General features: G+C 40.9%; 23 protein-coding genes and 1 other RNA gene. 15 read left to right on the top strand and 9 right to left on the bottom strand.

Annotated features, from left to right (window positions below; translation table 11 throughout):
• The first annotated feature begins 87 nt into the window (after positions 1-87).
• Positions 88-1,512, top strand: coding sequence for an L-serine ammonia-lyase (locus MJO53_RS16285; RefSeq protein ID WP_252079896.1), 1,425 nt, complete (start codon positions 88-90; stop codon positions 1,510-1,512).
• Here the strand turns inward: MJO53_RS16285 and MJO53_RS16290 are convergent.
• Positions 1,509-1,988, bottom strand: a complete 480-nt coding sequence (locus MJO53_RS16290) for a nuclear transport factor 2 family protein (RefSeq protein ID WP_224836743.1) — start codon at positions 1,986-1,988, stop codon at positions 1,509-1,511. The two genes, MJO53_RS16285 and MJO53_RS16290, sit on opposite strands and share 4 nt — an antisense overlap.
• Before the next feature lie 70 nt (positions 1,989-2,058).
• Between MJO53_RS16290 and panB the strand changes: the two genes are divergently transcribed.
• Together panB and MJO53_RS16300 are read left to right on the top strand one after the other, a co-directional pair.
• Positions 2,059-2,877 carry a 3-methyl-2-oxobutanoate hydroxymethyltransferase gene (gene panB, locus MJO53_RS16295; protein ID WP_224836742.1) on the top strand — a complete coding sequence of 273 codons (819 nt, stop codon included), beginning with the start codon at positions 2,059-2,061 and terminating at the stop codon, positions 2,875-2,877.
• 14 nt (positions 2,878-2,891) lie between these two features.
• Positions 2,892-3,602: an RluA family pseudouridine synthase gene (locus MJO53_RS16300; protein ID WP_252079897.1), complete on the top strand. Its 711-nt coding sequence runs from the start codon at positions 2,892-2,894 to the stop codon at positions 3,600-3,602.
• On the opposite strand, the gene MJO53_RS16305 is transcribed toward MJO53_RS16300, so the two are convergent.
• A complete protein-coding gene (locus tag MJO53_RS16305; protein ID WP_252079898.1) occupies positions 3,592-5,136 on the bottom strand; it encodes a hypothetical protein in 1,545 nt (514 codons plus the stop codon). The genes MJO53_RS16300 and MJO53_RS16305 overlap by 11 nt on opposite strands.
• 147 nt (positions 5,137-5,283) lie before the next feature.
• Between MJO53_RS16305 and MJO53_RS16310 the strand changes: the two genes are divergently transcribed.
• The gene (locus MJO53_RS16310; protein ID WP_252079899.1) at positions 5,284-6,456 is read left to right on the top strand and encodes a 2-isopropylmalate synthase; all 1,173 of its coding nucleotides are present in this window, start codon (positions 5,284-5,286) and stop codon (positions 6,454-6,456) included.
• Between the two features lie 12 nt (positions 6,457-6,468).
• Positions 6,469-7,587 carry a 3-isopropylmalate dehydrogenase gene (gene leuB, locus MJO53_RS16315; RefSeq protein ID WP_252079900.1) on the top strand — a complete coding sequence of 373 codons (1,119 nt, stop codon included), beginning with the start codon at positions 6,469-6,471 and terminating at the stop codon, positions 7,585-7,587.
• 1 nt (position 7,588) lies between these two features.
• Here the strand turns inward: leuB and MJO53_RS16320 are convergent, their stop codons facing one another.
• Complete coding sequence (locus MJO53_RS16320; protein ID WP_252079901.1) at positions 7,589-8,836, bottom strand: peroxiredoxin family protein; 1,248 nt, start codon at positions 8,834-8,836, stop codon at positions 7,589-7,591.
• A gap of 129 nt (positions 8,837-8,965) precedes the next feature.
• Between MJO53_RS16320 and pheT the strand changes: the two genes are divergently transcribed.
• Positions 8,966-11,377, top strand: coding sequence for a phenylalanine--tRNA ligase subunit beta (gene pheT, locus MJO53_RS16325; RefSeq protein WP_252079902.1), 2,412 nt, complete (start codon positions 8,966-8,968; stop codon positions 11,375-11,377).
• Here pheT and MJO53_RS16330 read toward each other — a convergent pair whose 3' ends face one another.
• The gene (locus tag MJO53_RS16330; protein ID WP_224836735.1) at positions 11,378-11,908 is read right to left on the bottom strand and encodes a fasciclin domain-containing protein; all 531 of its coding nucleotides are present in this window, start codon (positions 11,906-11,908) and stop codon (positions 11,378-11,380) included.
• Between the two features lie 217 nt (positions 11,909-12,125).
• Between MJO53_RS16330 and MJO53_RS16335 the strand changes: the two genes are divergently transcribed.
• A complete protein-coding gene (locus MJO53_RS16335; protein ID WP_252079903.1) occupies positions 12,126-12,845 on the top strand; it encodes a hypothetical protein in 720 nt (239 codons plus the stop codon).
• On the opposite strand, the gene MJO53_RS16340 is transcribed toward MJO53_RS16335, so the two are convergent.
• Complete coding sequence (locus MJO53_RS16340) at positions 12,842-14,470, bottom strand: ABC-F family ATP-binding cassette domain-containing protein (protein WP_252079904.1); 1,629 nt, start codon at positions 14,468-14,470, stop codon at positions 12,842-12,844. The two genes, MJO53_RS16335 and MJO53_RS16340, sit on opposite strands and share 4 nt — an antisense overlap.
• A gap of 169 nt (positions 14,471-14,639) precedes the next feature.
• Here MJO53_RS16340 and MJO53_RS16345 point away from each other — a divergent pair, with 169 nt between their 5' ends.
• On the top strand, positions 14,640-16,031 hold the full coding sequence (locus MJO53_RS16345) for a TlpA family protein disulfide reductase (protein ID WP_252079905.1): 1,392 nt from the start codon (positions 14,640-14,642) through the stop codon (positions 16,029-16,031).
• 61 nt (positions 16,032-16,092) lie between these two features.
• Here the strand turns inward: MJO53_RS16345 and fsa are convergent, their stop codons facing one another.
• From fsa to ffs, 3 genes are all read right to left on the bottom strand, one after another.
• A complete protein-coding gene (gene fsa, locus MJO53_RS16350; protein ID WP_224836732.1) occupies positions 16,093-16,749 on the bottom strand; it encodes a fructose-6-phosphate aldolase in 657 nt (218 codons plus the stop codon).
• A 37-nt stretch (positions 16,750-16,786) separates the two neighbouring features.
• The gene (locus MJO53_RS16355) at positions 16,787-17,596 is read right to left on the bottom strand and encodes an SDR family oxidoreductase (RefSeq protein WP_252079906.1); all 810 of its coding nucleotides are present in this window, start codon (positions 17,594-17,596) and stop codon (positions 16,787-16,789) included.
• A gap of 24 nt (positions 17,597-17,620) precedes the next feature.
• An RNA gene (gene ffs / locus MJO53_RS16360) (signal recognition particle sRNA small type) lies at positions 17,621-17,719 on the bottom strand.
• Positions 17,720-17,817: 98 nt separating this feature from the next.
• On the opposite strand from ffs, the gene MJO53_RS16365 reads away from it, so the two are divergent.
• From MJO53_RS16365 to MJO53_RS16395, 7 genes are all read left to right on the top strand, one after another.
• Positions 17,818-18,858 carry a glutaminyl-peptide cyclotransferase gene (locus tag MJO53_RS16365; RefSeq protein ID WP_252079907.1) on the top strand — a complete coding sequence of 347 codons (1,041 nt, stop codon included), beginning with the start codon at positions 17,818-17,820 and terminating at the stop codon, positions 18,856-18,858.
• A gap of 2 nt (positions 18,859-18,860) precedes the next feature.
• Complete coding sequence (locus MJO53_RS16370) at positions 18,861-19,250, top strand: acyl-CoA thioesterase (protein ID WP_252079908.1); 390 nt, start codon at positions 18,861-18,863, stop codon at positions 19,248-19,250.
• Positions 19,251-19,715: 465 nt separating this feature from the next.
• A complete protein-coding gene (locus MJO53_RS16375; RefSeq protein WP_252079909.1) occupies positions 19,716-20,450 on the top strand; it encodes a LytR/AlgR family response regulator transcription factor in 735 nt (244 codons plus the stop codon).
• Positions 20,451-20,589: 139 nt separating this feature from the next.
• On the top strand, positions 20,590-20,763 hold the full coding sequence (locus MJO53_RS16380) for a hypothetical protein (RefSeq protein WP_252079910.1): 174 nt from the start codon (positions 20,590-20,592) through the stop codon (positions 20,761-20,763).
• 314 nt (positions 20,764-21,077) lie between these two features.
• Positions 21,078-23,162 carry a tetratricopeptide repeat-containing sensor histidine kinase gene (locus tag MJO53_RS16385; RefSeq protein ID WP_252079911.1) on the top strand — a complete coding sequence of 695 codons (2,085 nt, stop codon included), beginning with the start codon at positions 21,078-21,080 and terminating at the stop codon, positions 23,160-23,162.
• Between the two features lie 27 nt (positions 23,163-23,189).
• Positions 23,190-23,858, top strand: coding sequence for a histidine kinase (locus MJO53_RS16390; protein ID WP_224836725.1), 669 nt, complete (start codon positions 23,190-23,192; stop codon positions 23,856-23,858).
• 180 nt (positions 23,859-24,038) lie between these two features.
• Positions 24,039-24,707 (top strand): hypothetical protein, encoded by a 669-nt coding sequence (locus MJO53_RS16395; RefSeq protein WP_252079912.1) that lies wholly within the window; start codon positions 24,039-24,041, stop codon positions 24,705-24,707.
• Between the two features lie 19 nt (positions 24,708-24,726).
• Here the strand turns inward: MJO53_RS16395 and glyA are convergent, their stop codons facing one another.
• Positions 24,727-26,001 carry a serine hydroxymethyltransferase gene (gene glyA / locus MJO53_RS16400; RefSeq protein WP_252079913.1) on the bottom strand — a complete coding sequence of 425 codons (1,275 nt, stop codon included), beginning with the start codon at positions 25,999-26,001 and terminating at the stop codon, positions 24,727-24,729.
• Between the last annotated feature and the right edge of the window lie 110 nt (positions 26,002-26,111).

Raw genomic sequence — 26,111 nt, forward strand, 5'->3', positions numbered from 1 at the left:
ATTGTCACAAAATGTGACTCTCAATATTTAAAAATTCTCATTTTTGTATTTCTTAGCTTCCTATATTTGAAACTATAAATTGAGTTTATGGAGTGTATTAGTGTGTTCGATATGCTAAAAATAGGCGTGGGACCTTCCAGCTCCCACACACTTGGCCCATGGCGTGCAGCCGAAAGGTGGATCGCCGAACTTGAAGAACAAAATGTCTTTGACAACGTCCAACATATAAAAGTGCATCTTTATGGCTCACTATGCCTAACAGGAAAGGGACATGCCACCGACATTGCCGTGGTCATGGGACTATTGGGAACCGACCCAGAAACTGTGGATATTGACAGTATTGCAGGAAGTATTGACAGAATAAAAGCAGAAAACCAATTAAGTTTTGGCGGAAAAAGAACAATTCCCTTTAGCTTTCAGAACGATATTCTCTTTAAAAAAGAGTTTTTGCCATTCCATGCCAACGGAATGTTGTTCGAAGCAACATTGAACACCGGAGATGTAATTTCCGAAACCTATTATTCCATTGGTGGCGGTTTTGTGGTAAAGGAAGAGCGAACCCATGCCAAGGAAAACAAAGAGACCTTTAAAGCATTCCCCCACCCAGTAAAAACCGGCAACGAACTTCTTGAACACTGTAGTTTACAAAACAAATCCATTTCAATGATCGTGATGGAAAACGAACTTTCATTGCGAACGGAACCCGAAATTGACGAAGGTATTGCGCGAATCTGGAATACCATGCTGGAATGTATGTATGTAGGTTGCCATACCGAAGGAAAGCTTCCGGGCGGATTGAACGTTAAGCGGCGTGCTTTCGAGATTCATCAAAAGTTAAAGGGCGATGTACCCTACTCCAACCCGCAGGAGTGGTTGGAGAGCATACGGGATACCGAAGTGAAATTCCGACAGATCATAAAATGGGTAAGCTGCTTTGCTCTGAGCGTAAACGAAGTGAATGCTTCGCTCGGACGAGTGGTCACTGCCCCAACCAATGGCAGTGCAGGTGTTATTCCTGCCGTTTTAATGTACTACATGGTTATCGAGAACCACGACGCCGACTTTGACGATGTTAAGCAATTTTTGTTGGTTGCGAGCGAAGTGGGCAGTATTTTTAAAAAAGGTGCCACAATTTCCGCGGCTATGGGCGGTTGCCAAGCCGAGATCGGAGTTTCTTCCGCTATGGCCGCAGCTGGTTTAACCGAATTGATGGGCGGTTCCCCGGAACAAGTATTGATCGCTGCCGAAATCGCCATGGAGCATCATTTAGGGCTTACCTGTGACCCCATTGGCGGCTTGGTCCAAGTTCCTTGTATAGAACGCAATGCAATGGGGGCCATTAAAGCCATAAATGCGGCGGAGTTGGCTTTGGACACCGACCCAAAAGATTGTAAAGTACCTTTGGACAAAGTAGTGAATACCATGTGGGAAACCGCAAAAGATATGAGTTCCAAGTACAAGGAAACCTCGGAAGGTGGTCTCGCTGTGGGTGTGTTTTTGAGCGACTGCTAGTCCATACAGCCTTCCTTGCCCCTGGTATCAATAAGGTAAATAATCTTCCATTCGCCATCAAAATTGATCAATTGGAAAGAATTAATTCCGCAATGACTAAACTCCCCGTTCAACCAAAACTCATAGCCCACCCAGGCGTTGGCCATGGTCCTGTCCACCTGAATGGAGAAAGAAGTAAGTTTCTCCTCAAACTTCATCGTGTCCGGAATACCCACTATCGATTTTAGAAAATTTGAAAATTCCTCCGTTCTGAACAGAGTCTTCCCATCAGGATTCCTACCCGTGGTCTGCAAAACAACATTATTCGCCACGGTACTTTTTATAATCGTAGAATCCTGTTTGTGGAATCCATCAAAAAAAGTTTCGATAACCTGTTTTACCTCGGCTTTGGTTTCTTCGCTAGATGGGTTTGGACCTTGGGCGTTTCCAAATAACACTACCGCAAAAAAAATCACGGTACTAAACAGTTTTCTCATTTTATTAGTTTTTTGATTACCTCCTAAATTAAACAAATCTGCTTACTTTTAACCATCAAAAATAATTTCGATGTCTACAGCTAAAAAAGAATACAAGAGGGTAACGGTAAAATCGTTGGTGGAAATGAAAAAGCATGGAGAAAAAATAAGCATGCTTACCTCCTACGACTATTCAATGGCAAAGATTGTGGATGGTGCCAATGTGGATGCTATTTTGGTAGGCGATTCCGCCAGTAATGTTATGGCGGGACACGAGACTACCTTGCCCATAACCTTGGATCAAATGATCTATCATGCCACCTCTGTTGTAAGAGCGGCAAAAAGGGCATTGGTCGTGGTGGACATCCCTTTTGGCAGTTACCAAGGTGACTCCAAAGAGGCATTACGTTCCGCTATCCGAATTATGAAGGAAAGTGGGGCCCACGCCGTAAAGGTGGAAGGTGGTGAAGAAATAAAGATATCCATTAGCCGAATTCTTGAGGCGGGCATCCCTGTAATGGGGCACTTGGGACTTACCCCACAATCCATCTATAAATTTGGAACCTACACGGTACGCGCCAAAGAAGAAGAAGAGGCCGAAAAATTAAAGTCCGATGCCAAATTATTGGAAGAACTGGGCTGTTTTGCCATTGTTTTGGAAAAAATACCTGCAAAATTGGCCAAAGAGGTGGCAGAAAGCGTCTCCATTCCCATAATCGGAATAGGTGCAGGGGGCGATGTAGATGGGCAGGTTCTGGTAGTGCACGATATGCTGGGAATGACGCATGAATTCAACCCAAGATTTTTACGAAGGTATTTAAACCTCTACGATGAAATGAGCAATGCCATTTCCCAATATGTGGATGATGTTAAAAGTCAGGATTTCCCGAATGAAGAAGAATCGTATTAAATTACAATTTACAATTGTCAGTTAGCAATAAAGAGTATTCCGTCCCCTCCAACCTTCAAGTGCTTTTTGAAGACAATCATCTCATCGTTGTAAATAAACGTGTCGGGGATATCGTCCAGGGCGACAAAACCGGGGACGACCCTTTGAGCGAAGTCGTAAAAAAGTACATAAAAGCAAAATATAACAAACCTGGCAATGTGTATTTGGGTGTTGTGCACCGATTGGACAGGCCTACTTCTGGAATAGTTCTCTTTGCAAAAACATCGAAGGCTTTGCCCCGTTTAAATAAGATGTTTGCAGAGGGTGATACCAAAAAAATATATTGGGCGGTCGTTAAGGATGCACCTCCAAAAGAAAAAGACACGCTGACCCATTGGTTGGTCAGGAATCCAAAACAGAACAAATCCTATGCCCATAACAAGGAGGTGCCCAATAGCAAAAAAGCAATTTTAGAATATAAGGTTATTAAAAAATTGAATAGTTATTATTTATTGGAAATTGACCTTAAAACTGGCCGACACCACCAAATAAGGGCGCAATTGGCAGCTATCGGCTACACTATTAAGGGCGATTTAAAATATGGCGCTGACCGCAGCAACAAAGATGGTGGAATCCATTTACATGCCAGAAGTTTGGCCATGTTGCACCCGGTAAAAAAAGAACCGATTGCATTTTTGGCCCCACCACCGATCGATCCTGTTTGGAGCGCTTGCCTTAACGAGTAAGAGCCAAGGCTTTTTCCCTGATGACTTCGGAAACGGGTTTGTTGTGCAAATGACTTTCCAGCCAAGATAAAATGTCCAAATAGAGAAATGCCCTTTTCTCGTAAGGATGGTTCTCATATTTTTTAAGCTCGTTGTACAATTTCTGAAACTCGCCTTTTAAATCGGTCGGATAGATGTCCCCAAGGTTTCGAAGAAACTTTATCATCTCCTTTTGAACTTCATGTAAATCGTTCATTTTCAACAAAAACTTGTACGTACTTTTAAGTTGTACTTCCAAATGATAATCCATACCGGCCTCATAATGCGCAACAAGGCTCAAGACCCTTGCAAAACACATCAAATCCTCGCGCATTTTAAGTTGCTTGTTGGATATTATCTTTTTTAGATAGGCAATACAGTTCTTGTTATCTCCATTTCCAAAATACAAACACGCGATTTTATAATAGAGCAACATAATATGGTGCTCATCTATCTGTTGCCGATGTTTTTTGATACCATATTCTATAATATTGACCAAATAAATGCCTTTATCGAACGTGCCTTCCAAAAAATGAAGGTTCAATTTATTGGTATTGATGTACAAAAACGCAAGCGAGGCAATGTTGTCGTTCTTGGGGAACCTGTCATCACCTACCTGTTGTTCCAAACGCTCCAGCGTCTCCCTAAACTGTGATGCATATTTTACGAAGAAAAGAGATTCCAACAGATAATGGTTCCCTTTTAAAAAGAATACTGGGTTCAAGGATATCATATGATCGTTCTCATAGAAAAGGTCCACCCATTTGCTGGAATATTTATAGGCTGACAAAAAGTCCTGAATTAACAAACTGTACCATAAATGAGCTTTGTACAGCCATAATTTTTCCCGAAAACCCATTTTCTCAATTGTATAGTCCGGCATATGTGCATCAAAATACGTCTTGACCTTATTAAGATCCTCGTCACTTCTTGCATAGCCAACTTTCAACATCATTCCGTACAATTGTAAAGACAGGTTGGAAAGCTTACTGGTCAACACATTGAGCTCCGACAATTCCTTGGCTTCCACAGCAAGTTCGTCCGCTCTATCGGGAATACTTCGGGTAATGTATTGGGTCTCTATTACTTTTTCCAGCTCTACAATTTCGTATGCCACATTTTTCTCCTCGTTTTCGATAGCAAAGCTTTTGGCTTTCTCTAAAATCTTCAAGCTTTGCTTGTACAGTCCCTTCTGGTATAGAATTGTAGCAAAATCCAATTGTTCCCGAATTTGGATACGGACGTTCTGGTTTACCGGATTCAATCGCAGGCTCACCAATATTTGCTTGTACAAATGTGCCTTGAGGTTGGAGAGTTGTGATTTTTTGACAATGCCACTATCCAAAATCTGCTTTTCATCATACTTACGGAGTTTGTCCAAAAGATTGAACAATGCCAAAAATTTAGCATCGGCGTTTACACCCAATCTCCCAACATACAGCTTAAATTGGCGTTTTTCGGATTTTGATAGCGACTTTACCAAAACGAACAAAGCATCCTTATGGGCATTTGTCATCGTAAAAAATATTATTTACACAATTGATTATCAGCGTATTGAATCAACCTAAAAGCAGTTTAACGTTGTAACGGTTACGCAATTGCTTTTCGTCTTCAGCCCTCCTTCTCTATTTTCGTAAGTCATAGAAAAAAACAGGTTGATATAATGGGTAAAGATAAGGTAGAAATTTTTGATACAACGCTACGGGATGGAGAACAGGTACCAGGCTGTAAACTGGATACCGAACAAAAATTAATCATTGCCGAAAGACTGGATGAGCTTGGTGTTGATGTAATCGAAGCAGGGTTCCCCATATCTAGCCCAGGTGATTTTACATCTGTCAACGAAATTGCCAAATTGGTCAAAAATGCAACGGTCTGTGGATTGACCCGCGCGGTAAAAAAAGATATTGAAGTTGCCGCCGAAGCCATAAAAGATGCCAAAAGACCTAGAATTCATACTGGAATCGGAACTTCCGAATCCCATATTAAATATAAATTCAATTCCACACAAGATAAAATTATTGAACGTGCCGTTGAGGCCGTTTCCTATGCGAGGTCTTTTGTGGAGGACGTTGAGTTTTATGCAGAAGATGCAGGTAGAACCGACAATGAGTTTTTGGCCCGAGTCTGCGAAGCGGTGATCAAAGCAGGGGCCACAGTGCTCAATATTCCAGACACCACGGGTTATTGCCTGCCCGAAGAGTACGGTGCAAAAATGAAGTACTTGAAGGAGAACGTAACCGGAATCGACAAAGCTATTCTATCTTGTCACTGCCACAACGACCTGGGATTGGCCACGGCCAACTCCATTGCGGGAGTTATCAATGGTGCCAGGCAAATCGAGTGTACCATAAACGGTATTGGGGAAAGAGCCGGGAACACTTCTTTGGAGGAAGTGGTAATGATCATGAGGCAACATCCTTACTTAAATTTGGACACGGACATCAATAGCAAATTGCTTTGGGACACCAGTACCATGGTTTCACAAAAAATGGGTATGCCGGTTCAACCGAACAAAGCCATTGTGGGGTCCAATGCATTTGCGCATAGTTCTGGAATCCACCAAGACGGGGTGATCAAACAAAGAGAGACCTACGAGATCATAGATCCAAAAGATGTAGGAGTGAGCGAATCATCCATTGTGCTTACGGCACGTAGCGGGCGTGCTGCCCTCGCCTATCGAGCAAAAAATATTGGTTACGAACTCACCAAGCTTCAATTGGATACGGTATATCAGAACTTTTTACAGTATGCCGATAGAAAAAAGGAAATTATGGACGAGGACATTCACGAAATTGTGGAAACCAGCAATATTGGAATGAAGAGTTTAGCATAACAACAATTGTATATGGCATTAAAAATAGCATTGCTCCCCGGAGATGGTATTGGACCGGAAGTTTTGGCCCAAACGGTGAAATGTTTGGAGGCGGTCGAAGAAAGATTCAATCAACATTTTCTTTTTAAAGAGGCACCGGTAGGCGCTATCGCCATAGACAAAAAAGGAGTTCCCCTACCCAATAACACACTAAAATTGTGCAAAGAGGCAGATGCTGTACTTTTTGGTGCCATTGGCGACCCAAAGTACGATAATGACCCTGAGGCCAAGGTTCGTCCGGAACAAGGTTTATTGCAATTACGCAAGGAACTTGAATTGTTTGCGAACATTAGGCCGGTTAATGCCTACCCAACTCTTTTGGACAGGTCGCCTTTAAAAAAAGAAGTAATCCAGGGAACGGATTTTGTAATCTACAGAGAGCTTACCGGAGGTATATATTTTGGCGAGAAAAAACTGAACGAGGAAGGCACTAAAGCATCCGACCTTTGCGAATATACCGAAGAAGAAATAAGCCGAATTGCACATTTGGCCTTTAAAGCTGCGAAAGGCCGAAATAAGAAACTTACCTTGGTTGACAAGGCCAACGTACTGGAGTCCTCGCGTTTATGGCGCAAAGTGGTGACCAAAATCGGCGAAAGTTATCCGGAGGTTACATTGGACTATTTATTTGTGGACAATGCGGCAATGCAGATTATATTGAATCCCAAACAGTTTGATGTTATCCTGACAGAAAATATGTTCGGGGATATTATTTCCGACGAAGGCAGTGTAATTGGTGGTTCTATTGGGTTATTGGCATCCGCCTCCATAGGAGAGGAAAATGCATTGTTCGAGCCCATACATGGCTCCTACCCACAAGCCAAGGGCAAGGATATTGCCAACCCGATCGCATCTATACTCTCCGCAGCCATGCTTTTGGAGCATTTTGGCCTTAACGAAGAGGCTTTGGCCGTTAAAAAAGCAGTGGATAAATCACTGAAAAAAGGAATAGTCACCCCAGACTTAAAGAAGGATAGCCCATACGGCACCAATCACGTCGGGGACTTTATAGCGCATAGTATAGTCGACTTTGAGGACGACACCCTTATGAACGATGAAAATATAGATTTAGGCAAGTCGACCATTATATAGATCAATTACCTAAATTAACATCTTCGGTATTGACCAGTTCCTGTATGGTCTTGTTGAACTCCTTTTTAAATTCAACAAACTTATCTCCAGTTGCCGGGCCGTTAAAACCTGTATGGATTTTCCTTACATCCCCATTTTTATCTATATAAATAGTTGTTGGGTAGGACAAAATGTGGTTTAACATAGGTAATTTTTCGTTCGCCTTTTGCTTATTGGATGTTCCGTATTGCGCCAATAAAATTGGATAAGGGACCTCTTCCCTTTCTTTTAAGCGTTGAATCCCTTCAAATGCTTTTTCCTCGGTTTTAGCATACTCAAAAGCCAACCCAACAAATTGTACGTCCAGTTCTGGATTGTTTTTTATATAATCCACATAAAGACGCGTCTCATCCAAACAATTGGGGCACCAAGTACCCATAATTTGCACCAAAACTGTCTTGTTTTTGAACATGGGGTCGTCCAAGGACACTTCTACCCCTTCTGTATTGGGAAAAGAAAAATTGAATCTATCGTAGCCTTCCCTCAAATAAGTTAAACTATTCGAGTCGGGCAGTTCAAAAGCTTCGTTTCTTGCTCCCATAAACTCCTGAACGGTATGTTCTCCAGAGTAAAATGTACCGTTTAGGGTGCTATCGGTCACTTGGGCCAAGAACAAAAATACATGTGAACCATCAAAAGCGGATAGTTTTAGACTATCTCCCGTAACCACCCCATCCAAGTAACGGTAATCTCCCGTATTGGTCCTAAAGGTGCCCTTTACTTTGTTTCCATTTTGCATAAAAATACCCTTGGCAGGGTATTCCCCTTCGGTATTTACATTAAAATAGGTTTCCCAGATACCGGAAATGTTCACTTGAGCGTCTTTTGCAGTTTTAAAGCGTTCGGAAAAACCATAAGTAGCTTTAAACGGCACACTCCTGCCTTTACTTTCTTCCAAAAATTGTCCCGTGATCTGCTCATCAGTAAATGTTCCGGATATGTGACCCTCAAAAATGGGCATACGGATATCAATGGAATCACCATTAAATTCAAATTCATCAATGGTAATTACTTCTTCAGCATTAAAAACTTTCATAACGTAACCACTGTCCATGTTTTTGGACAAAGTAAACTCAAAAGGCAAGCGTTGCCCATTCGAAACTTCGATTTCGGCAAGCCATTGCCCCTCCTTAAGCTCTGGTGTTTTATTATTCTTGCAAGAGGCCAATAACAAAAAAAGTCCAGCCATTACCAAGGCTATCCTATTCATATAGTGAGAGATTTTTCTTAAATGTAGCAATTACATTTTAATTTGAAGAATCAGTTACGGTCTAAGGTCATTATAATCGTTGAATCTGTTGCTCTATTGTTATATATTTGTGCCCTCTAAAAATGGGGTATGAAGATTTCTTACAACTGGTTAAAGCAATTTGTGCAAATTGATTGGGATGCTCATAAAACAGGTGAGCTATTAACGGATTTAGGCCTGGAGGTTGAGGGTATTGCCCAATTCGAATCAGTTAAAGGTGGTTTAAAGGGCATAGTGGTCGGACAAGTTCTGACCTGCGAAAAGCACCCAAATGCAGATAAACTTAAACTGACCACCGTAGATGTTGGACAAGAAGCCCCATTGCAGATTGTATGTGGCGCTCCAAACGTAGCTGCCGGCCAAAAGGTACCGGTTGCCATCGTTGGGACCACATTGTACACTAAAGAAGGTGAGGCTTGGACGATTAAAAAAGGAAAAATCCGAGGCGAAGTAAGCCAAGGTATGATCTGTGCAGAAGATGAAATAGGTCTTGGTGACGGTCATGATGGTATTATGGTCCTAAATGATGACTTGGTTCCCGGAACTCCATGCGCCCAAGTTTTTGATATTGAGAACGATGAGGTTTTTGAAATAGGACTGACCCCTAACCGTGCCGACGCCATGAGCCATTTTGGTGTGGCTCGCGATCTTAAGGCCGGGCTGGAACAACAAGAGATACAGAAAGAACTGGTTACACCATCTACCAGTAACTTCTCCGTTGACAATAGATCTTTAAAAATTGATGTTGAGGTCAAGGATAGTGATCTAGCACCAAGATACTGCGGGGTCACTATTAGCAACTTGATTGTTCAGGAGTCGCCAGATTGGCTAAAAAATCGCTTGAAATCCATTGGACTTACCCCCATTAACAATGTAGTGGATGTAACCAATTATGTATTGCACGAATTAGGACAGCCTTTGCACGCTTTTGATGCTTCGAAAATAAAGGGCAACAAAGTTGAGGTCAAAACACTACCAGCAGGCACAAAGTTTACTACTCTGGACGAGGTGGAACGGGAATTGCACGAGGACGACCTCATGATCTGTGATGGTGAAAAGCCCATGTGTATTGCCGGTGTATTTGGAGGTATTCACTCCGGGGTCACCGAGCACACTACATCTATCTTCCTGGAGAGCGCTTATTTTGACCCTGTATCCATCCGGAAAACAGCCAAAAGACATGGTCTGAGCACGGATGCTTCCTTCAGGTTTGAAAGAGGTATCGATATCAACCTTTCCAAATATGCACTAAAAAGAGCCGCCTTGCTTATTAGGGAGATAGCTGGGGGATATATCACTTCGGATATTATTGATCTTTTCCCTAAAAAACCACAGGACAGACAGGTTTTCTTGACTTTTAATAAAATAAACTCACTAATTGGACAGGAGATACCCCAAGATACCATAAAATCGATATTATCCTCGCTAGAAATACGCATCAACAATGTAACAGAGTCCGGATTGGGTCTTACCATCCCTACCTACAGAGTCGACGTAACAAGAGAGGTGGATGTTATTGAGGAAATTTTAAGGGTGTTCGGATACAATAATGTTGATTTTAAGGAAAAACTAAACGCATCCATTGCCAAATCTTCCCGCTTTGAAAACCACAGATTACAGGATATCATCGGGAATACCTTGGCTGCAAAGGGATTCTATGAGATCATGACCAATAGCTTGGTTTCTTCGGATTTTGTTGAGGAAAATACATCTGCCGTGGAAATGTTGAACCCATTAAGTTCGGACCTATCCATCTTAAGAACCTCCATGCTGCACTCTGGTCTACAAACTGTGAACTACAATCATAATAGGCAAAAAAACGACCTAAAATTGTTCGAATTTGGGAAAACCTACCACAAAATGGATGAAGGTTTCCAAGAAAATCAGCATTTATCCATTTTTATCTCGGGAGAACGCACGGAAAATAGTTGGGCAACAAGTTCACGAAAATCCGATTTTTTCTATTTAAAAGGAATTGTTGAAATTCTTTTTGAACGCCTTGGTCTAGGAAACTTGGACGTTGAGCCAGCTACTGACGATAATCTTGCCGAGGGCATTACCTTTGTGAAGGGCAGCAATCAAATAGCTTCCATTGGTTTGGTGGCTAAATCAGTATTGAAACGTTTTGATATTAAGCAAGAGGTATTCTATGCCAATTTGGATTGGGATTCCGTTCTCAATGCCGTTAACAGGAACAATATTACTTTTAAAGAAATTCCAAAATTCCCAGAGGTAACAAGGGATTTCGCCCTGTTATTGGACGACTCCATTACTTTTAAAAAGGTGTACGATATTGCTTGGAGCACGGAGAAAAAGTTACTTAAAAAGGTAAACCTATTCGATGTTTATACAGGTAAAAATCTTCCTGATGGTAAAAAATCCTATGCGGTAAGCTTCACCCTTATGGACGAAAACAAAACCCTTACCGATAAGCAAATCGACAAAATAATGGGGAAATTATTGACCCAATACCAGAAGCAACTGGGAGCTGAACTTCGATAATTACATTTGTGCAGGCAAAATAACACTGTCAATCTCGTGGATAACCCCTTTGTTCTCGAGATTTAAGTCTGCCGTAGTAATTCTGGCCGTGTTTCCGACCGGATCGGTCAGTACAATGTCGTAACCATCCAAATGAGCCGTGAGCTTTTTGCCCTGAACTGTGGTAAAAGCCGCTGTGCCATTTCCTCTACCGATAGCTCTCAACATTCTTGATGCCGTTAATTGGCCAGCTACAATATGGTAGGCCAACAATGATTTTAACGCACTCTTATCCTCTGCATTGATCAATTCCGTTATCTTATTATTGGAAAACTTAGCGAACGCTGCATCGGAAGGTGCAAATATGGTAAATGGGCCCGATTTAGCAAGAAGAGACCCCAATTCGGTTGCATTTACAGCATTGAACAAGATTTTGTGATTATCGAGTTTATCTGACCCATAGGCCAATGCGTTCGATGTATTTTGTGCAGAGGCAAAAAGGCTAAAAGCCAAACCAAGGCCAAGTAGGAATTTAGAGATGGGGGTCTTCATTATACTGCGATCAAAAGCCGAAACTTTATATTTTAAGGTACTGTTATACGATTAAATGCCAAAAACTTCGATAAGATACATCTTTTTACGAGAGAACGAAGTACTTTTTTACAACCAAGATTTCATTTAACACAAACTTAACATTCATGGTTTATGATGGATGTCATGATCAAAAAATCAAATGCTTAAATTTGAGAAGATTACCAAAAAAAATAGCATGATTTTGAAAGGAACAAACATCGAACAAAAACTTAAGGACAGAAAACGTAGAGCCAAAAACGACAATAACATTCTAGCTGAAGTGCAACGTATTTTAAATGAAGACGCACTTAACGAAGAGCAAATTGCCACGCGTATTGATGCACCAAGCAACACCTTGGCCAATACCTTTGATTTTGAGCTCTTGGAAACAGAAAAAATCTATCACATTGATCAAATTAAGGATATCTGTATCGACTACAGATTACGCTTTTTGGACAGTTCTCTATTTAAAGGTGACATTCCACAGGAGGCCATTTCAAAAATAAAGCACTTGGAAGCTATGCATCAAACCCAACTCAAAGGATTTAAGATCATAGCTCCTTCCAAGTTGTTCAAATTAGAGGACAAGGACGACCCTCTTTTGTTCGCACCAATAGGTAACAATTATTATTATTTGATCCACAAATGGGGCAACGACCTTCACCCCTTGCGCAAATGGTTTGCTTGGCCGTTCAAAAATATGGTGAATCTGATCGTTCTGGTATTGTTGATCAGTTATTTGACAACCTTATTGGTCCCTGAAGGACTTTTTTCCAAAAAAAGTTCCACAGCGGAGTTTTTCCTTATCTTCTTTTTTATGTTCAAATGTATCGCATCCATAGTTATTTTTTATGGATTTGCCCTTGGAAAAAACTTTAACCCCGCTATCTGGAAAAGCAAATATTTTAACGCCTAAGCGGTTACTGCGTACATTTTTTCGCGCTGGGCCTTAATGGATTTATCCGACATATATTCGTCAAAACTCAGATAGCGATCGATAACACCGTTTGGTGTAAGCTCAATAATTCTGTTCGCTACCGTGTTAACGAACTCATGATCGTGCGTGGTGAGCAGTATGGTGCCTTTAAAGTTTTTTAAGGAATTGTTGAACGCCGTTATACTTTCTAGATCTAAGTGGTTCGTTGGTTCGTCCAGCATAAGTACGTTGGCACGGAGCATCATCATACGGCTTAGCATACAACGCACTTTTTCACCACCTGAAAGTACCGTACACTTTTTTAGGGCTTCTTCTCCACTGAACAACATCTTGCCCAGGAATCCCCTAATGTACACCTCTTCCCTTTCTTCTTCGGTTTTGGCCCATTGACGCAGCCAGTCCACAAGGTTGACGTCCTCTTGGAAAAAATCCGAATTATCGGCCGGCAAATACGATTGTGTGGTGGTTACACCCCATTGAAATTTACCACTCTCGGGCTTTATCTTATTGGCTACAATGTCGTAAAATGCCGTAGTGGCACGGGAGTCTTTGGACAAAATGGCCACCTTATCCCCTTTCGCCAAATTGATGTTGACATCTTTGAACAGAAGGTCTCCATCATCAGAGATCGCAGAGAGCTTTTCTACGTTCAGAATCTGGTCCCCAGCCTCGCGTTCGCGATCAAAGATGATGGCCGGATACCTTCGACTGGACGGTTTAATGTCCTCGACCTTTAGTTTCTCCAACATTTTTTTACGGGAAGTAGCCTGTTTGCTCTTGGCTACGTTCGCACTGAAACGTTGTATGAACTCGTTGAGCTCCTTTGCTTTTTCTTCCGCTTTTTTGTTCTGCTGTGCTCTTTGTCGGGCTGCCAATTGGCTGCTCTCGTACCAGAACGTATAGTTTCCGGAAAACAGGTTGATCTTTCCAAAATCGATATCGGCAATAGTGGTACAAACGGCATCCAAAAAGTGCCTATCGTGGGAAACCACGATCACCGTATTGTCGTAATTGGCCAAAAAGTTTTCCAACCAATTTATGGTATCGTAATCCAAATCGTTGGTCGGCTCATCCATGATCAATACATCCGGGCTTCCAAAAAGGGCCTGTGCCAAAAGTACCCGTACTTTTAACTTGGGGTCCAGATCGCCCATGTTGGTGTAATGCAAATCTTCGGTAATTCCTAGATTGGAAAGCATGGCGGCAGCATCACTATCGGCGTTCCAGCCGTTCATTTCCTCGAACTTGACCTGGAGCTCCCCGATTTTTTCTGCATTTTCATCTGTATAGTCTGCGTACAGTGCATCGATCTCTTTTTTAATTTTGGCCAAAGGCTTGTTGCCCATTACCACGGTCTCCAACACAGGAAACTCATCGTAGGCATTGTGGTTTTGCTCCAAAATGGACATACGCTTGCCGGGCTCCAAGTGCACATGTCCCGAGGTGGGATCTATCTGTCCCGATAAAATCTTTAAAAAAGTGGATTTTCCAGCGCCGTTGGCGCCAATAATACCGTAACAATTTCCCTGGGCAAAGGTTACATTGACCTCATCGAACAAAACTCTTTTGCCAAACTGTACGGATAAATTCGATACTGATAACATGCAACTATCTTTATTTTTTGCAAAAATAGTTAAATAGGATTCGTAATTCTAATTTAAATGCCCATATTTAACCGATCAAAAATAACCGTTTAACAACATTTAACTACACGTTAACAAGTTAGGCTAATCGGGTTGTTTATTTTTGATTCAATTGTATCCTTAGCTATATATGGTAAGATTATTACTCGGCCTCACTGTACTTTCTTCACTTGTATCTTGTTCTGGTACGTCAGAAAACAAATCCTCCATCTATTTTGGGGGTGAAATTGTGAACCCCACTAGTGATTATGTGGTGCTGTATCACAACGATGCCTATGTTGATTCCGTAAAGTTGGACAACAACAACCATTTTGCTTTCAGGTTTGATAACATAGAAGAAGGGCTATATCATTTTGATCATGCCCCAGAACTACAGTATGTCTATTTAAGCAAAGGGGATAGTCTTTTGGCCAGACTGAACACGGTTGAGTTCGACGAATCTTTGGTCTACTCCGGAAAAGGAAGCGAAATCAATAATTTCTTGATCGAGGTTTTCCTCAAGAACGAAAAAGAGGAGGATATCGTTAAAGATTTTTACGTAATGGATCCAGAAACTTTTAGCAAAAAAATAGATTCATTGCATACCGCTAAAATGAATCACTTAAAAGATTTGGCCCTGGAGAACGAATTCTCCGATCGAGCTTATGCAATGGCGGAGGCTTCCATAGATTACAACACCTACATTACCAAAGAGAAATATCCTTTTTATCATAAAAAACGAACCGGGGAGGAAACCATCCACGAGTTGGACGACAGCTTTTACGAATACCGAAAAAAGATAGATCTAAACAATAAGGACCTGACTTATTTTAGACCCTATTTTGATTTTATGAAATGGCATTTTGGCAATATGTCCTATACCGCTTGTTTGGAAGATTGTACTTCCGACAATAAAGAGCCTGTTGTAGATAGATTGCACTTTAACAAACATAAATTGGCCCTTGTTGACAGTTTGGTGCATCAGGTAGAGCTAAGAGACATTTTATTTAGAAATGTTGCCATGGATTACTTATTGAGGGAACACAAAACCAGCGAGGAGGCATCAGCTTTTATCGAGAAGTTCAAAAAGCTATCATCCAACGATCAACACAAGGAAGAGATCGATCTACTTTACAAAGGCATCAAAAATTTGCAGCCGAACACGGCTCTGCCCAATTTGTTGGTCAAAAACATGAACAATGAGGAAGTGTCCATAAAGGAACTGGCCAACAACAAAAAGAATACGGTGTTTTACTTCTGGACCGCTGAGCAAAAAAGACATTTTAGAAATGTAAACCAGCATATTACATCTCTTGAAGAAAAATACCCGCATTACAATTTTATAGGGATTAACCTAAGAACCAATTACAACCAATGGCAACAGCTAATGGAAGAGTATCAGTTGGACACCAATAAACAGTATTTTGGAGAAAACTTTAAGGAGCTCCAGATGGCCATGATCATTGACGGGCTCAACAAATGCGTTATTGCCAAGGATACGGTAATAGTAGATGGGTTTGCCAATCTTTACACTTCCTTATAGCGAATAAAAAAGCCCCGAACGATTTTCATTCAGGGCCTGTTTAATTGTTTATTCTTTTCTATTAGGAATTTCCCTTTCTATAATCCGCCAAGAATTTTTCCAATCCAATATCGGTCAAGGGGTGTTTCAACAATCCATCGATTGAGGACAATGGGCCGGTCATTACATCGGCACCCAACTTTGCACAGTCGATTACGTGCATCGTGTGACGGATTGATGCTGCCAATATCTGGGTATCAAAATTGTAGTTATCATAAATCAAACGGATTTCCGCGATCAGGTTAAGTCCATCGGTGGAAATATCGTCCAATCTACCCAAGAAAGGGGAAACATAAGTTGCTCCGGCTTTAGCGGCCAACAGCGCTTGCCCTGGTGAAAAAACCAAAGTACAATTGGTACGGATACCATTATCGGAAAAGTATTTCAATGCCTTTACCCCATCTTTTATCATAGGGACTTTTACCACGATCTGATCGTGCAATTTGGCAAGCTCCTCACCTTCCTTCACCATTTCGTTGAACTCCGTGGCCACCACTTCGGCAGAAACGTCACCATCCACAATATTGCAAATGTCCACATAATGTTTAAGGATATTATCTTTTCCAGTAATACCTTCTTTGGCCATTAGGGAGGGATTGGTGGTTACACCGTCCAGTACGCCCAACTCTTGGGCTTCCTTAATCTGGTCCAAATTGGCAGTATCGATAAAAAACTTCATTTCTAAGTATTTATATAGGTTCGTAAGAGGTATAAAATTACAATTTATAATGGTTGAGGAGTAATTTTTCGTAGACTTTATCGGGTAATATCTTCTTTAACCTAAGTGAAAATTTTTGTAAAAATGCCCCTACCGGATTATGGACCTTGGGTTTCTTTTGGTTTATGATCTTATATACAGCCTCAGCTACTTGAACGGGGTCCCCCCCACTATCCACATCTTCATCGATCCCTTTAAGGGTTTGACCATATTTTTCTGCATAAGCCGAACCTTTGATAACCGGGGAATGGTACCTGCCAGAGGCTATGTTGGTCGCAAAATCCCCTGGTGCGACATTGGTAATGGTAACGCCAAAATCTTTGGTCTCCATACGCAATGCCTCTGTGATTAGCCCCAAAGCACCTTTGGTGGCAGAATAGAATCCTCGGAAAGGCAATCCCATATATCCTGCAATAGAGGTTATATTGATGATGGTACCCCCACCCTGTTGGCGCATTTGTGGCAATACCGCCTTCATTACATGTACTGGACCATGAAAGTTTGTATCGAAAACATGTAGAATTTCCTCGTGTGGTGTCTCTTCAATAGGCCCTGTAATGCCGACACCGGCATTGTTGATCAAAACATCCAATCGGTTTTCCTTGGAAATAACGTAAGAAACTGCTTTTTGTATACTTTCCACGTCCTTCACGTCCAATTGGACCAGTTCAAAATGATCAAAGTCGGGATAATTTTTAGGATTTCGCGTAGTACCATAAACCGTAAGGCCTTTTTGGGTCAAAAATGAGCCAATGGACTTACCAATTCCTGAAGAACCGCCTGTGATCAGTACAACTTTTTTATCCATGATCATCTGATTTTTGGGTACAAAAAAAGGCAAGCTACCTACATCGCACCGCTACGACCACATACCCTTGCTGCGTTCCCGCCCTGGGGGATTCTGCAGGAGCTGGTCGTGTAGGACTTGCCGAGTGCAAATATACGACCTTTTAAAATTTGTGGCAATCCCATTTCATTCTTAATTTCGAAGATTCTTGATAACTTGCTATGACACAAACACTCAAAACCATGGGCAAACTTTTTTTCGCAACAACTACATTGCTTTTCTTTTTGGCCTGTGGCGGTAATCCCGACCCGGCCAAGCACTTCTCCATTCAGCTGGAAAACAAATCAATACAGCTAAACCAGCAGGTGGGTGTTGCTTTAAAGAACAAAAAGGACATCGAAATTTCGAATCTGCAGTACTTAATAGATGGTAAGGAAATGCCCCTCACCAATGGAAAATTGACCATGGCCCTGCCCACTTTGGGCACCAAAACACTTATTGCCAAGTTCAATATTGAAAATCAAACCGTAGAAGTTGAAAAAGAGATCAGGGTATTGGCGGAGTCGGCACCAGAAATTTACACCTACGAAATTTTGAACACCTACCCCCACGATACCGGGGCCTATACACAGGGCCTGGAGTTTCATGAAGGAGTTTTATATGAGAGTACAGGCAAAAAAGGAGCTTCCACTGTGCGAAAGGTCAATTTTGAGACGGGAGAAGTTATGCAACAGATCGATATGGATGCCTCTATATTCGGAGAGGGCATTACTATACTGAACGATAAATTGTATCAACTTACCTGGCAGAGCGGTATCGGCTTTGTGTACAACATTGGCGATTTGGAAAAAATCAAAAACTTTACCTATGGTAAAAGTCGCGAAGGATGGGGCCTGTGCAACGATGGCGATAAAATATTCAAGAGCGACGGCACCGAAAAAATATGGTTCTTGGACCCAGATACCCTTGAAGAAACCGGATACATTGAGATAGCGACCAACAAATCAATTTTTAATAAGGCCAACGAACTGGAATATGTGAACGGAAAAATTTATGCCAACGTGTACCAAAAGGAGAGCATGATGATCATAGATGCAACATCCGGTGCTATAGAGGGTGTAATTAATTTTGGAGGTCTAAAAAATAAAGTGAAGAAAGGTGCTGAATGGGACGATAACAATTCGGTGCTCAATGGGGTTGCCTATCATCCAGAAAAGAAAACTTTTTTTGTGACCGGTAAAAACTGGGACAAACTTTTTGAGGTAAAAATCCTTAAGAAGTAGTAATGCGGAGTTATACCGAAACCTTAAAGGTTGTCCAAAATGATCTGGACGACCTGAACCACGTAAACAATATCCGGTATATTGAATGGATTCAGGATATTTCCAAAAAACATTGGACTTCTGCTACGTCGCAAGGAACTCAAAAGAGTATGATCTGGGTGGTCCGCAACCACAATATCACATACCATAAATCCGCCTTATTGGGCAATACCCTACACCTGAAAACGTACATAAAAAGCAGCAAAGGGCCCATATCGACCCGTGTGGTGGAAATTACAGACCGCAAAACGGGAGATCTTTTGGTAAAAAGTGTAACGGAATGGTGCCTGTTGGACGCAAGGACTTTCCGTCCCAAACGAATTCCTGAAGAAATCAAAGCACTTTTTGAATAACAACACCTCTCCCTTGTACGACTAAGACTCTGTAAAACAAAGTTTTGACCATGTTTTTTCGCTTTGATCCCATTAAAAAACAGCAGTTCATCGAATTTATAGGGCAAAACCGAAATTCTTCCGATTAAAATTTTGAGCCTTATAGTACAAATTGTAATATAGTAGTAGACCAAACATAAACCAAAGCTATTTATTGAACCTACTAAACACACATCTTTCCAAACCCTATTTTGATTTTTTCTTAAAAAACTTGTAATAAAAAAGGGTGTGGACCACCATTAATTCTGACCTAAAATTTGGGTTAAAAATTCTCCAAGAAAAATTACAGTTATTTCCTGTTTAACGTTTTTTTATGGAAAACTGTAGGAAAATAACCCGTTTTAGGAAGAAATCCCTAGTTTTTTTAAGGGAAAACTGCAATGAGTTTTTTTCGTGCGTTAGTAACTTGCAATCAGCAATTTGTAAATGGAATACACCTATAACATAATAGACTCGGATGCATCTTCTAAGCTACAGTTACAGCTGTACTTGGAGGAATACGATGATTTTATGTGCACAAGTGTCGACACCAATGCCTCGGCAGGTCTAAATTCCATTTTAAAGTTCAACCCCGATGTGGTGCTTATCAATCTAGGTAAAGATGGTGTGGATTACTTCCAAATGGTCGCGGAACTCAACCAATATACGCAGACACTTCCCTTAATAATAGGGTACGCCAAAACCAAGGCATATGCATACAATGCCATTAAGAGCGGATTTTTTGATTATTGGATCCTGCCCCATAACGAGTTTGATATAAGAAAAACAGTTTTGCGTTTGCGCAAGATGCATCCAAAGCAAGATACCCCCTCCACTATCTGTTTAAAATCATATAAAGATTACAGATACTTGGATATGAACAACATCCTATATCTAAAATCCGATAACAACTCTACCGATTTTTTTATGAAGGACGGGAGCGTTGTCAGCGCTTTTAAAACCCTGAAATCTTTCGAAAAACAATTGCCAGGGCAATTTATCCGGGTACACCAGAGTTATATCATCAACAGCCGATATGTTTCTCGGATAAACTATGGCAAATCCATTTGCAGCCTTAATTATGGTAAAGTAGAGGAACTTCCTTTTTCCAAGACCTACAAGGACAAGGTGGATCTTTTAAAGCAAACACTCTCCAAAACAGCAACAAAGGCCCTTAATTAACAGAATTCTAACAGATCATAATCAAATTCTAGCAGAAACCTTGGCTTTACTACTCCCCGGCCAAAACTACTTCGCTTACTTAAAATGCCCCATAATTTAGCCGGTATAAACCTAATATTTATACCAAAAACCTAATATTATGAAAAAAGTATTTAGCATTTTAGCATTGGCCTTGTTAACAGTAGGATTCTACTCTTGTGAAACCGAAACGGATGTACAGGAAACCGAGGCCCTGTTCGAACAACTTACCATTGACGAGAGCGCAAACGATGATGATGTTATTCCTCCTGACGGACGTGGTGACAACGAATAATTGATCTTGCTAATTATGCCAAAACCTCACATAAATAAACTTTTTGCCTTAGTTCTGATTGTATTGACCATACTTTTATATAAAAAAGACGAGAAATTGGAGCAGAGCCTAGCGCTTACCACTGAATTAAGTCAACAAGAGATATCGTTACAACAAAGAATTGAAATGGGCCTGAGAAAGAATAGCCTTATAAGGTTACAACAAAGCCCCACGGATATTCGCTAAAACCAATGTAACAATACTATAAAACCACGCCCCAAACTAAACTGCTTTGGGGCTTTTTTTGTTACCTTGGTTAAATAAATCACATTAGTTTGAAGAACGTAACCTTTGCTATACTGGCAGTATTGATCTGGGGGTGCACCAAGCAGTCCCCTAAAACCGAGGCAACTACCAGCCCGGAACTAGATTCCATACAGGAGCTGGTAAACATTGCCAAGACCGCAAAAGAGCTGTCCTTGGAGGACAAAAAGGTCTATTTAAAACAAGCGGAAGAAAAATCCATGGCCCTTTCGAACGACTCCATCAAGCTTGAACAACTCTCTAAAATTTCTTTGGCCTATTTAAAACTAAGGGACTCTTTAAATTTTAGGAGATCCAATCAAGAATTGATCAAGCTATCGCAGAACGCTAAATCAAACAAGGTGTTGGGCTATTCCAATTGGGACTTGGCTCTTTTTTTACAATCCAAAGGCGTTATGGACAGTGCTATGTTTTATTATCGCAATGCATTAAAAAGTTTCGAAAAAATGCCTGTGGACTCCACTTCAAAATCACTCCGCGCAAGAATGTATTACGGAATGGCTCGGGTACAAGACTCTTACAAGGATTATTTGGGCGGTGAGATCAGCACCACTGCCGCCATAAAAATATTCGATGACCTGGAAGATAATTATAGACTTCATAGTAGTTACAATTTACTAGGTGTGCTTGCCAAAGGATTGGGAAATACCGAAAAATCGATTGAATCCTACAATAAAGCCCTCGAATATCTAGATAAATCAGATAATCCCGGTAAAAACAAATCGAAATGGGTTATCCAAAACAATATCGCCAGTGTGTATTTAAATGCAGGGGATTATGAAAAAGCTAAGCAAGAATACAAACAGCTTTTATCGGATAATGCTTTTAAGCAAAACTTACCGGGCACATACCAAAAAGCCTTGGGCAGTTTTGCCTACACTGTTTTAAAACTGGACAACGATGCCGAGCAAGCAGAACAGCTCCTAAACGAAGCTTTTGTGGTAAACGCAGAATATGGCGATTTATACGATCGTGCCCGCCTTAATTATTACTATGCAGAGGTCTTGGCCGCTAAAAAAGACACCCTACAAGCTATTGCCCAAGCCAAGGAATCGTTCGAGGTTGCCAAAGAAACCTACAACAACGACCGTATGTTGGACGCACTGCGGTTGTTGAACGGCCTAGATCCGGCCAATTCTAAATCGTATTTTGAGGAATATGCCCAATTAAGCGATATTATAAAGGTAGAGGAACGAACCAAACGAGATAAATTTGCCAGAATACGATTGGAAACCGATCAAGTTATCGAAGCCAACCAAATTTTGATCAAGGAAAAACAAGTTTGGATATACTTTACCGCTCTTTTTATAACTTTTGGTATCGGATTTTTGATCATTATTTCCCTTTATGTGAGCAACAGTCAATTAAAATCGAAACAGCGCCTACAGGAGAGCAATCAAGAAATTTACAATTTAATGCTATCCCAACAAGGAAAGTTTAAAGAAGGTAAACAATTGGAACAAAAACGAATATCCGAAGAGCTGCACGATGGTATTTTGGGAGAAATGCTGGGCATACGACTTATTTTAAGTGGATTGAACGAAAGAAACGACCAAGCCTCAATTGACCAAAGAACCAATTTAATAGAAAAACTACGTCTTGTTGAAGAGGAAATTCGCACAATTTCCCATGAACTGAACCATGCATCCTATGAAAAATTTCATAATTTTATCGTGTCCATGGAAGACATGATCAACGAAATTGAGAAATCGTCCGGCATGAATTGTTCCTTTGCTTACGACAAAAAATTAAATTGGGACAATTTGCTGGGAGACATTAAGATCAATGCCTATAGAATAGTTCAAGAATCATTAAAAAACTGTGTAAAACACGCAAAAAGTCAAAATGTATCCATATCCTTTCAATCAACCAACGGCAGATTAAAACTAACCATAACCGACGACGGTGTTGGTTTTGATCCCAGTAGAAAAAAGAAAGGAATCGGGTTAAGGAACATTGTTTCCAGAGTTAAAAAAGTTAAAGGAGTTTTGGACATTGACAGTCGGCCCGGGAAAGGCACCTCTATAATGGTTACCATGCCGGCCAAATATGTTGAGTTCGAAACAACGGACCAAAACCATGTTGTAAACGCATAGTCCCCCAAATTAATAAGAATACCTACGATGAAAACACTACGAATACTTGCAATAGACGACCATGAAATGACCATGCTCGGGTACAAGTTTATACTCGAAGGCATAGAATTCGATGGCCACAATATTATAGTCGATACAGCTACCTCTTACCACACAGGTAAAAAACTGATAGAGGATTCCGTGAATACCTTTAAATACGATATCCTTTTTTTGGATGTCCAACTTTTTGCCCCAAATGAAGACCAGCCCTATACCGGTGAGGATCTTGGTATTTTGGCCCGTAAAATTGTTCCCGAGAGTAAAATTGTTTTTATGTCTTCCTTTAGCGACAACTTTAGGATCAACAGTATATTGAAATCCGTGGATCCAGATGGTTACCTGGTTAAAACGGATATTGACCCCAAAACGCTGGAAGAAGCCGTTAGAACCATAATGACAGAGCCTCCTTATTATTCGTCCAAGGCATTGGGGGCCATAAGAAAAAAGATGGCCAATGACATAGAAATAGACGAGAAGGACAAACAAATACTATATCACCTTTCCAAAGGAACAAAGAACAAGGATCTGGAAAAATTTATCAGGCTCTCCCCATCTTCCATTGAAAATAGAAAAAGGCACCTAAAGACATTGTTCGGAACCGAAAACGAAAACGATCTTGCCCTTATCTTAGCCGCAAAAAACCGAGGTTTTATTTAGGCTCGAATACCGTAAAATAAGGCGTTGTGACGATTTTGTGGTTGGTTTAGGCTCAAAAAATCAAAAAAAACTTACAAACAAGGGAAAACCCCCAGAATTTTTAAGGATAATCTGTAATCCCATGCAAAAGATTCATCCTAATTTTATGTTGAAGGAATCACGAAGTTCAATCAACTCCACATGTCATCATCAAATAAACCAAATAACAATCATAAAAAATCTGGTCCAAAAACCTATTTGGCCACCGATGGATTGGATGATTTTTTACGCGTACTCGAAAAGTATTTTTTCGCTACTGCCAAAGTAATTTGCAGGCACGATTCAAAAAACCATTCCACTAATCTGGTCATCGACCTTCATCATAATTTTGGTATAGGGGAATGCCTACGTCATTTTAACAATGGCGATTGGGGCAATTATAATTTTGTAGAAGAGACCCACTCGGACATATCCAAATCGTTGGACAAAGCACTGGAGGTCCTGAACAATAAAAGTCCCTATCCCATGGACATTTTAGAGCTATCTCTCCATTTTAAGGATACCTCTATCGTTATAACCCGTTTGCACAAGAACAGCATCCTCGAAGAGGCCAGCAATATTTTAACGGCCATAGGCAAACACTTTGTCTATTTTACCAAAGGATTGACCGAAATGCCGTATGAGATTTTTGTTCCTGTTTTTGAAGACAATAACGCCGCTATCCAAAAGAAAACCTCTACACTAAGAACAAAATGCGGTTATTACGATTATTGGGGCCTTTACTTTGATAAAGGACAAAAGCACAAGGCCCTAATATATTCCCTACGAAAGAAAAAACTGTTCGACGAAAGTATTTTCTTGTACGAATAACGCTTTACGCTAGCGATTACTAAACACTGAACAAGGGTCTCGATTTCATTAAATCGTTGACCTTTTGTTTTATCTGGGCAATTTTGGCCTCGTTCTCAGCATCCATTAAAATTTCATCGATGAACCCAACAATGGTCTCCATATCTTCTTCTTTAAGGCCTCTTGTGGTTATTGCCGACGTTCCAAAACGTATACCTGAGGTTATAAATGGTGATTTATCATCAAAAGGTACCATATTCTTATTGGCAGTAATATCCGCTTTTACCAAAACTTGTTCGGCTTCCTTGCCGGATATGTTTTTATTCCTCAAATCGATCAACATCATGTGGTTGTCCGTACCGCCCGATATTACTTTGTAGTCCTTATCCATAAAGGCTTTGGCCATGGCAGCGGCATTTTTCTTCACCTGTACCATATAGTGTAAGAACTCGTCGGAAAGTGCTTCACCAAAAGCAACCGCTTTGGCAGCGATCACATGCTCCAGTGGGCCTCCTTGGTTTCCTGGGAAAACCGCTAGGTCCAAAAGTGCCGACATTTTTCTAAGGTTACCATTCTTTAATCGTATGCCAAATGGGTTATCAAAATTTTCACCCATTAAAATAAGGCCACCACGCGGACCACGCAATGTTTTGTGGGTAGTGGTAGTCACAATATGGCAATGCGGAATAGGATCGTTCAAAATTCCTTTTGCGATCAATCCTGCCGGGTGCGATATATCGGCCAACAAAATAGCGCCTACACTATCGGCAATTTCCCTAAATCGTTTAAAATCCATATCGCGCGAATAGGCAGATGCCCCGGCAATGATCAATTTGGGTTTTTCCTTATCAGCAATCTCCTGAATTCTGTCGTAGTTCAGCATGCCTGTTTCCTCGTCCACACCATAAAAGACCGGGTTGTACAATTTTCCGGAGAAGTTTACGGGCGAACCATGAGTTAAATGCCCGCCGTGGGAGAGGTCGAAACCTAAAATAGTGTCACCCGGCTTTAAACATGCATGGTAAACCGATGCATTGGCCTGCGAACCCGAATGTGGTTGTACATTGGCGTATGCCGCTCCAAAAAGTTCCTTGGCCCTGTCAATGGCCAATTGCTCTACTTGGTCCACCACTTCGCAACCACCATAATAGCGCTTTCCAGGATATCCCTCTGCATATTTATTGGTAAGTACTGAACCTGCAGCTTCCATTACCTGTGGACTTACAAAGTTTTCTGAAGCTATCAATTCAATACCTTCCAATTGTCTATCCTTTTCTTGTGCTATTAGTTCAAAAATTTTGTGGTCTCGTTGCATTTGCCTTTGTTTTTAATAAGCGGTAAAATTACGAATTGCCAGTAGATTTTTATCTATAAAAAACCGTTAGCTGTGTATTTTTATTAAACAACAGTTAACAATGTGCCAAA

Origin of the sequence: Flagellimonas marinaquae (genome assembly GCF_023716465.1) — a bacterium.
GTDB classification, from domain to species: domain Bacteria; phylum Bacteroidota; class Bacteroidia; order Flavobacteriales; family Flavobacteriaceae; genus Flagellimonas; species Flagellimonas alginolytica.

Coding starts and splice junctions, on each gene's coding strand:
- pheT (WP_252079902.1), top strand. CDS start 8,966: ATGAAGATTTCTTACAACTGGTTAAAGCAATTTGTGCAAATTGATTGG.
- MJO53_RS16365 (WP_252079907.1), top strand. CDS start 17,818: ATGGGCAAACTTTTTTTCGCAACAACTACATTGCTTTTCTTTTTGGCC.
- leuB (WP_252079900.1), top strand. CDS start 6,469: ATGGCATTAAAAATAGCATTGCTCCCCGGAGATGGTATTGGACCGGAA.
- MJO53_RS16305 (WP_252079898.1), bottom strand. CDS start 5,136: ATGACAAATGCCCATAAGGATGCTTTGTTCGTTTTGGTAAAGTCGCTA.
- MJO53_RS16285 (WP_252079896.1), top strand. CDS start 88: ATGGAGTGTATTAGTGTGTTCGATATGCTAAAAATAGGCGTGGGACCT.
- MJO53_RS16380 (WP_252079910.1), top strand. CDS start 20,590: ATGAAAAAAGTATTTAGCATTTTAGCATTGGCCTTGTTAACAGTAGGA.
- MJO53_RS16290 (WP_224836743.1), bottom strand. CDS start 1,988: ATGAGAAAACTGTTTAGTACCGTGATTTTTTTTGCGGTAGTGTTATTT.
- panB (WP_224836742.1), top strand. CDS start 2,059: ATGTCTACAGCTAAAAAAGAATACAAGAGGGTAACGGTAAAATCGTTG.
- MJO53_RS16330 (WP_224836735.1), bottom strand. CDS start 11,908: ATGAAGACCCCCATCTCTAAATTCCTACTTGGCCTTGGTTTGGCTTTT.
- MJO53_RS16310 (WP_252079899.1), top strand. CDS start 5,284: ATGGGTAAAGATAAGGTAGAAATTTTTGATACAACGCTACGGGATGGA.
- MJO53_RS16340 (WP_252079904.1), bottom strand. CDS start 14,470: ATGTTATCAGTATCGAATTTATCCGTACAGTTTGGCAAAAGAGTTTTG.
- MJO53_RS16370 (WP_252079908.1), top strand. CDS start 18,861: ATGCGGAGTTATACCGAAACCTTAAAGGTTGTCCAAAATGATCTGGAC.
- MJO53_RS16395 (WP_252079912.1), top strand. CDS start 24,039: ATGTCATCATCAAATAAACCAAATAACAATCATAAAAAATCTGGTCCA.
- MJO53_RS16345 (WP_252079905.1), top strand. CDS start 14,640: ATGGTAAGATTATTACTCGGCCTCACTGTACTTTCTTCACTTGTATCT.
- MJO53_RS16320 (WP_252079901.1), bottom strand. CDS start 8,836: ATGAATAGGATAGCCTTGGTAATGGCTGGACTTTTTTTGTTATTGGCC.
- MJO53_RS16355 (WP_252079906.1), bottom strand. CDS start 17,596: ATGGATAAAAAAGTTGTACTGATCACAGGCGGTTCTTCAGGAATTGGT.
- MJO53_RS16390 (WP_224836725.1), top strand. CDS start 23,190: ATGAAAACACTACGAATACTTGCAATAGACGACCATGAAATGACCATG.
- glyA (WP_252079913.1), bottom strand. CDS start 26,001: ATGCAACGAGACCACAAAATTTTTGAACTAATAGCACAAGAAAAGGAT.
- fsa (WP_224836732.1), bottom strand. CDS start 16,749: ATGAAGTTTTTTATCGATACTGCCAATTTGGACCAGATTAAGGAAGCC.
- MJO53_RS16335 (WP_252079903.1), top strand. CDS start 12,126: ATGATTTTGAAAGGAACAAACATCGAACAAAAACTTAAGGACAGAAAA.
- MJO53_RS16375 (WP_252079909.1), top strand. CDS start 19,716: ATGGAATACACCTATAACATAATAGACTCGGATGCATCTTCTAAGCTA.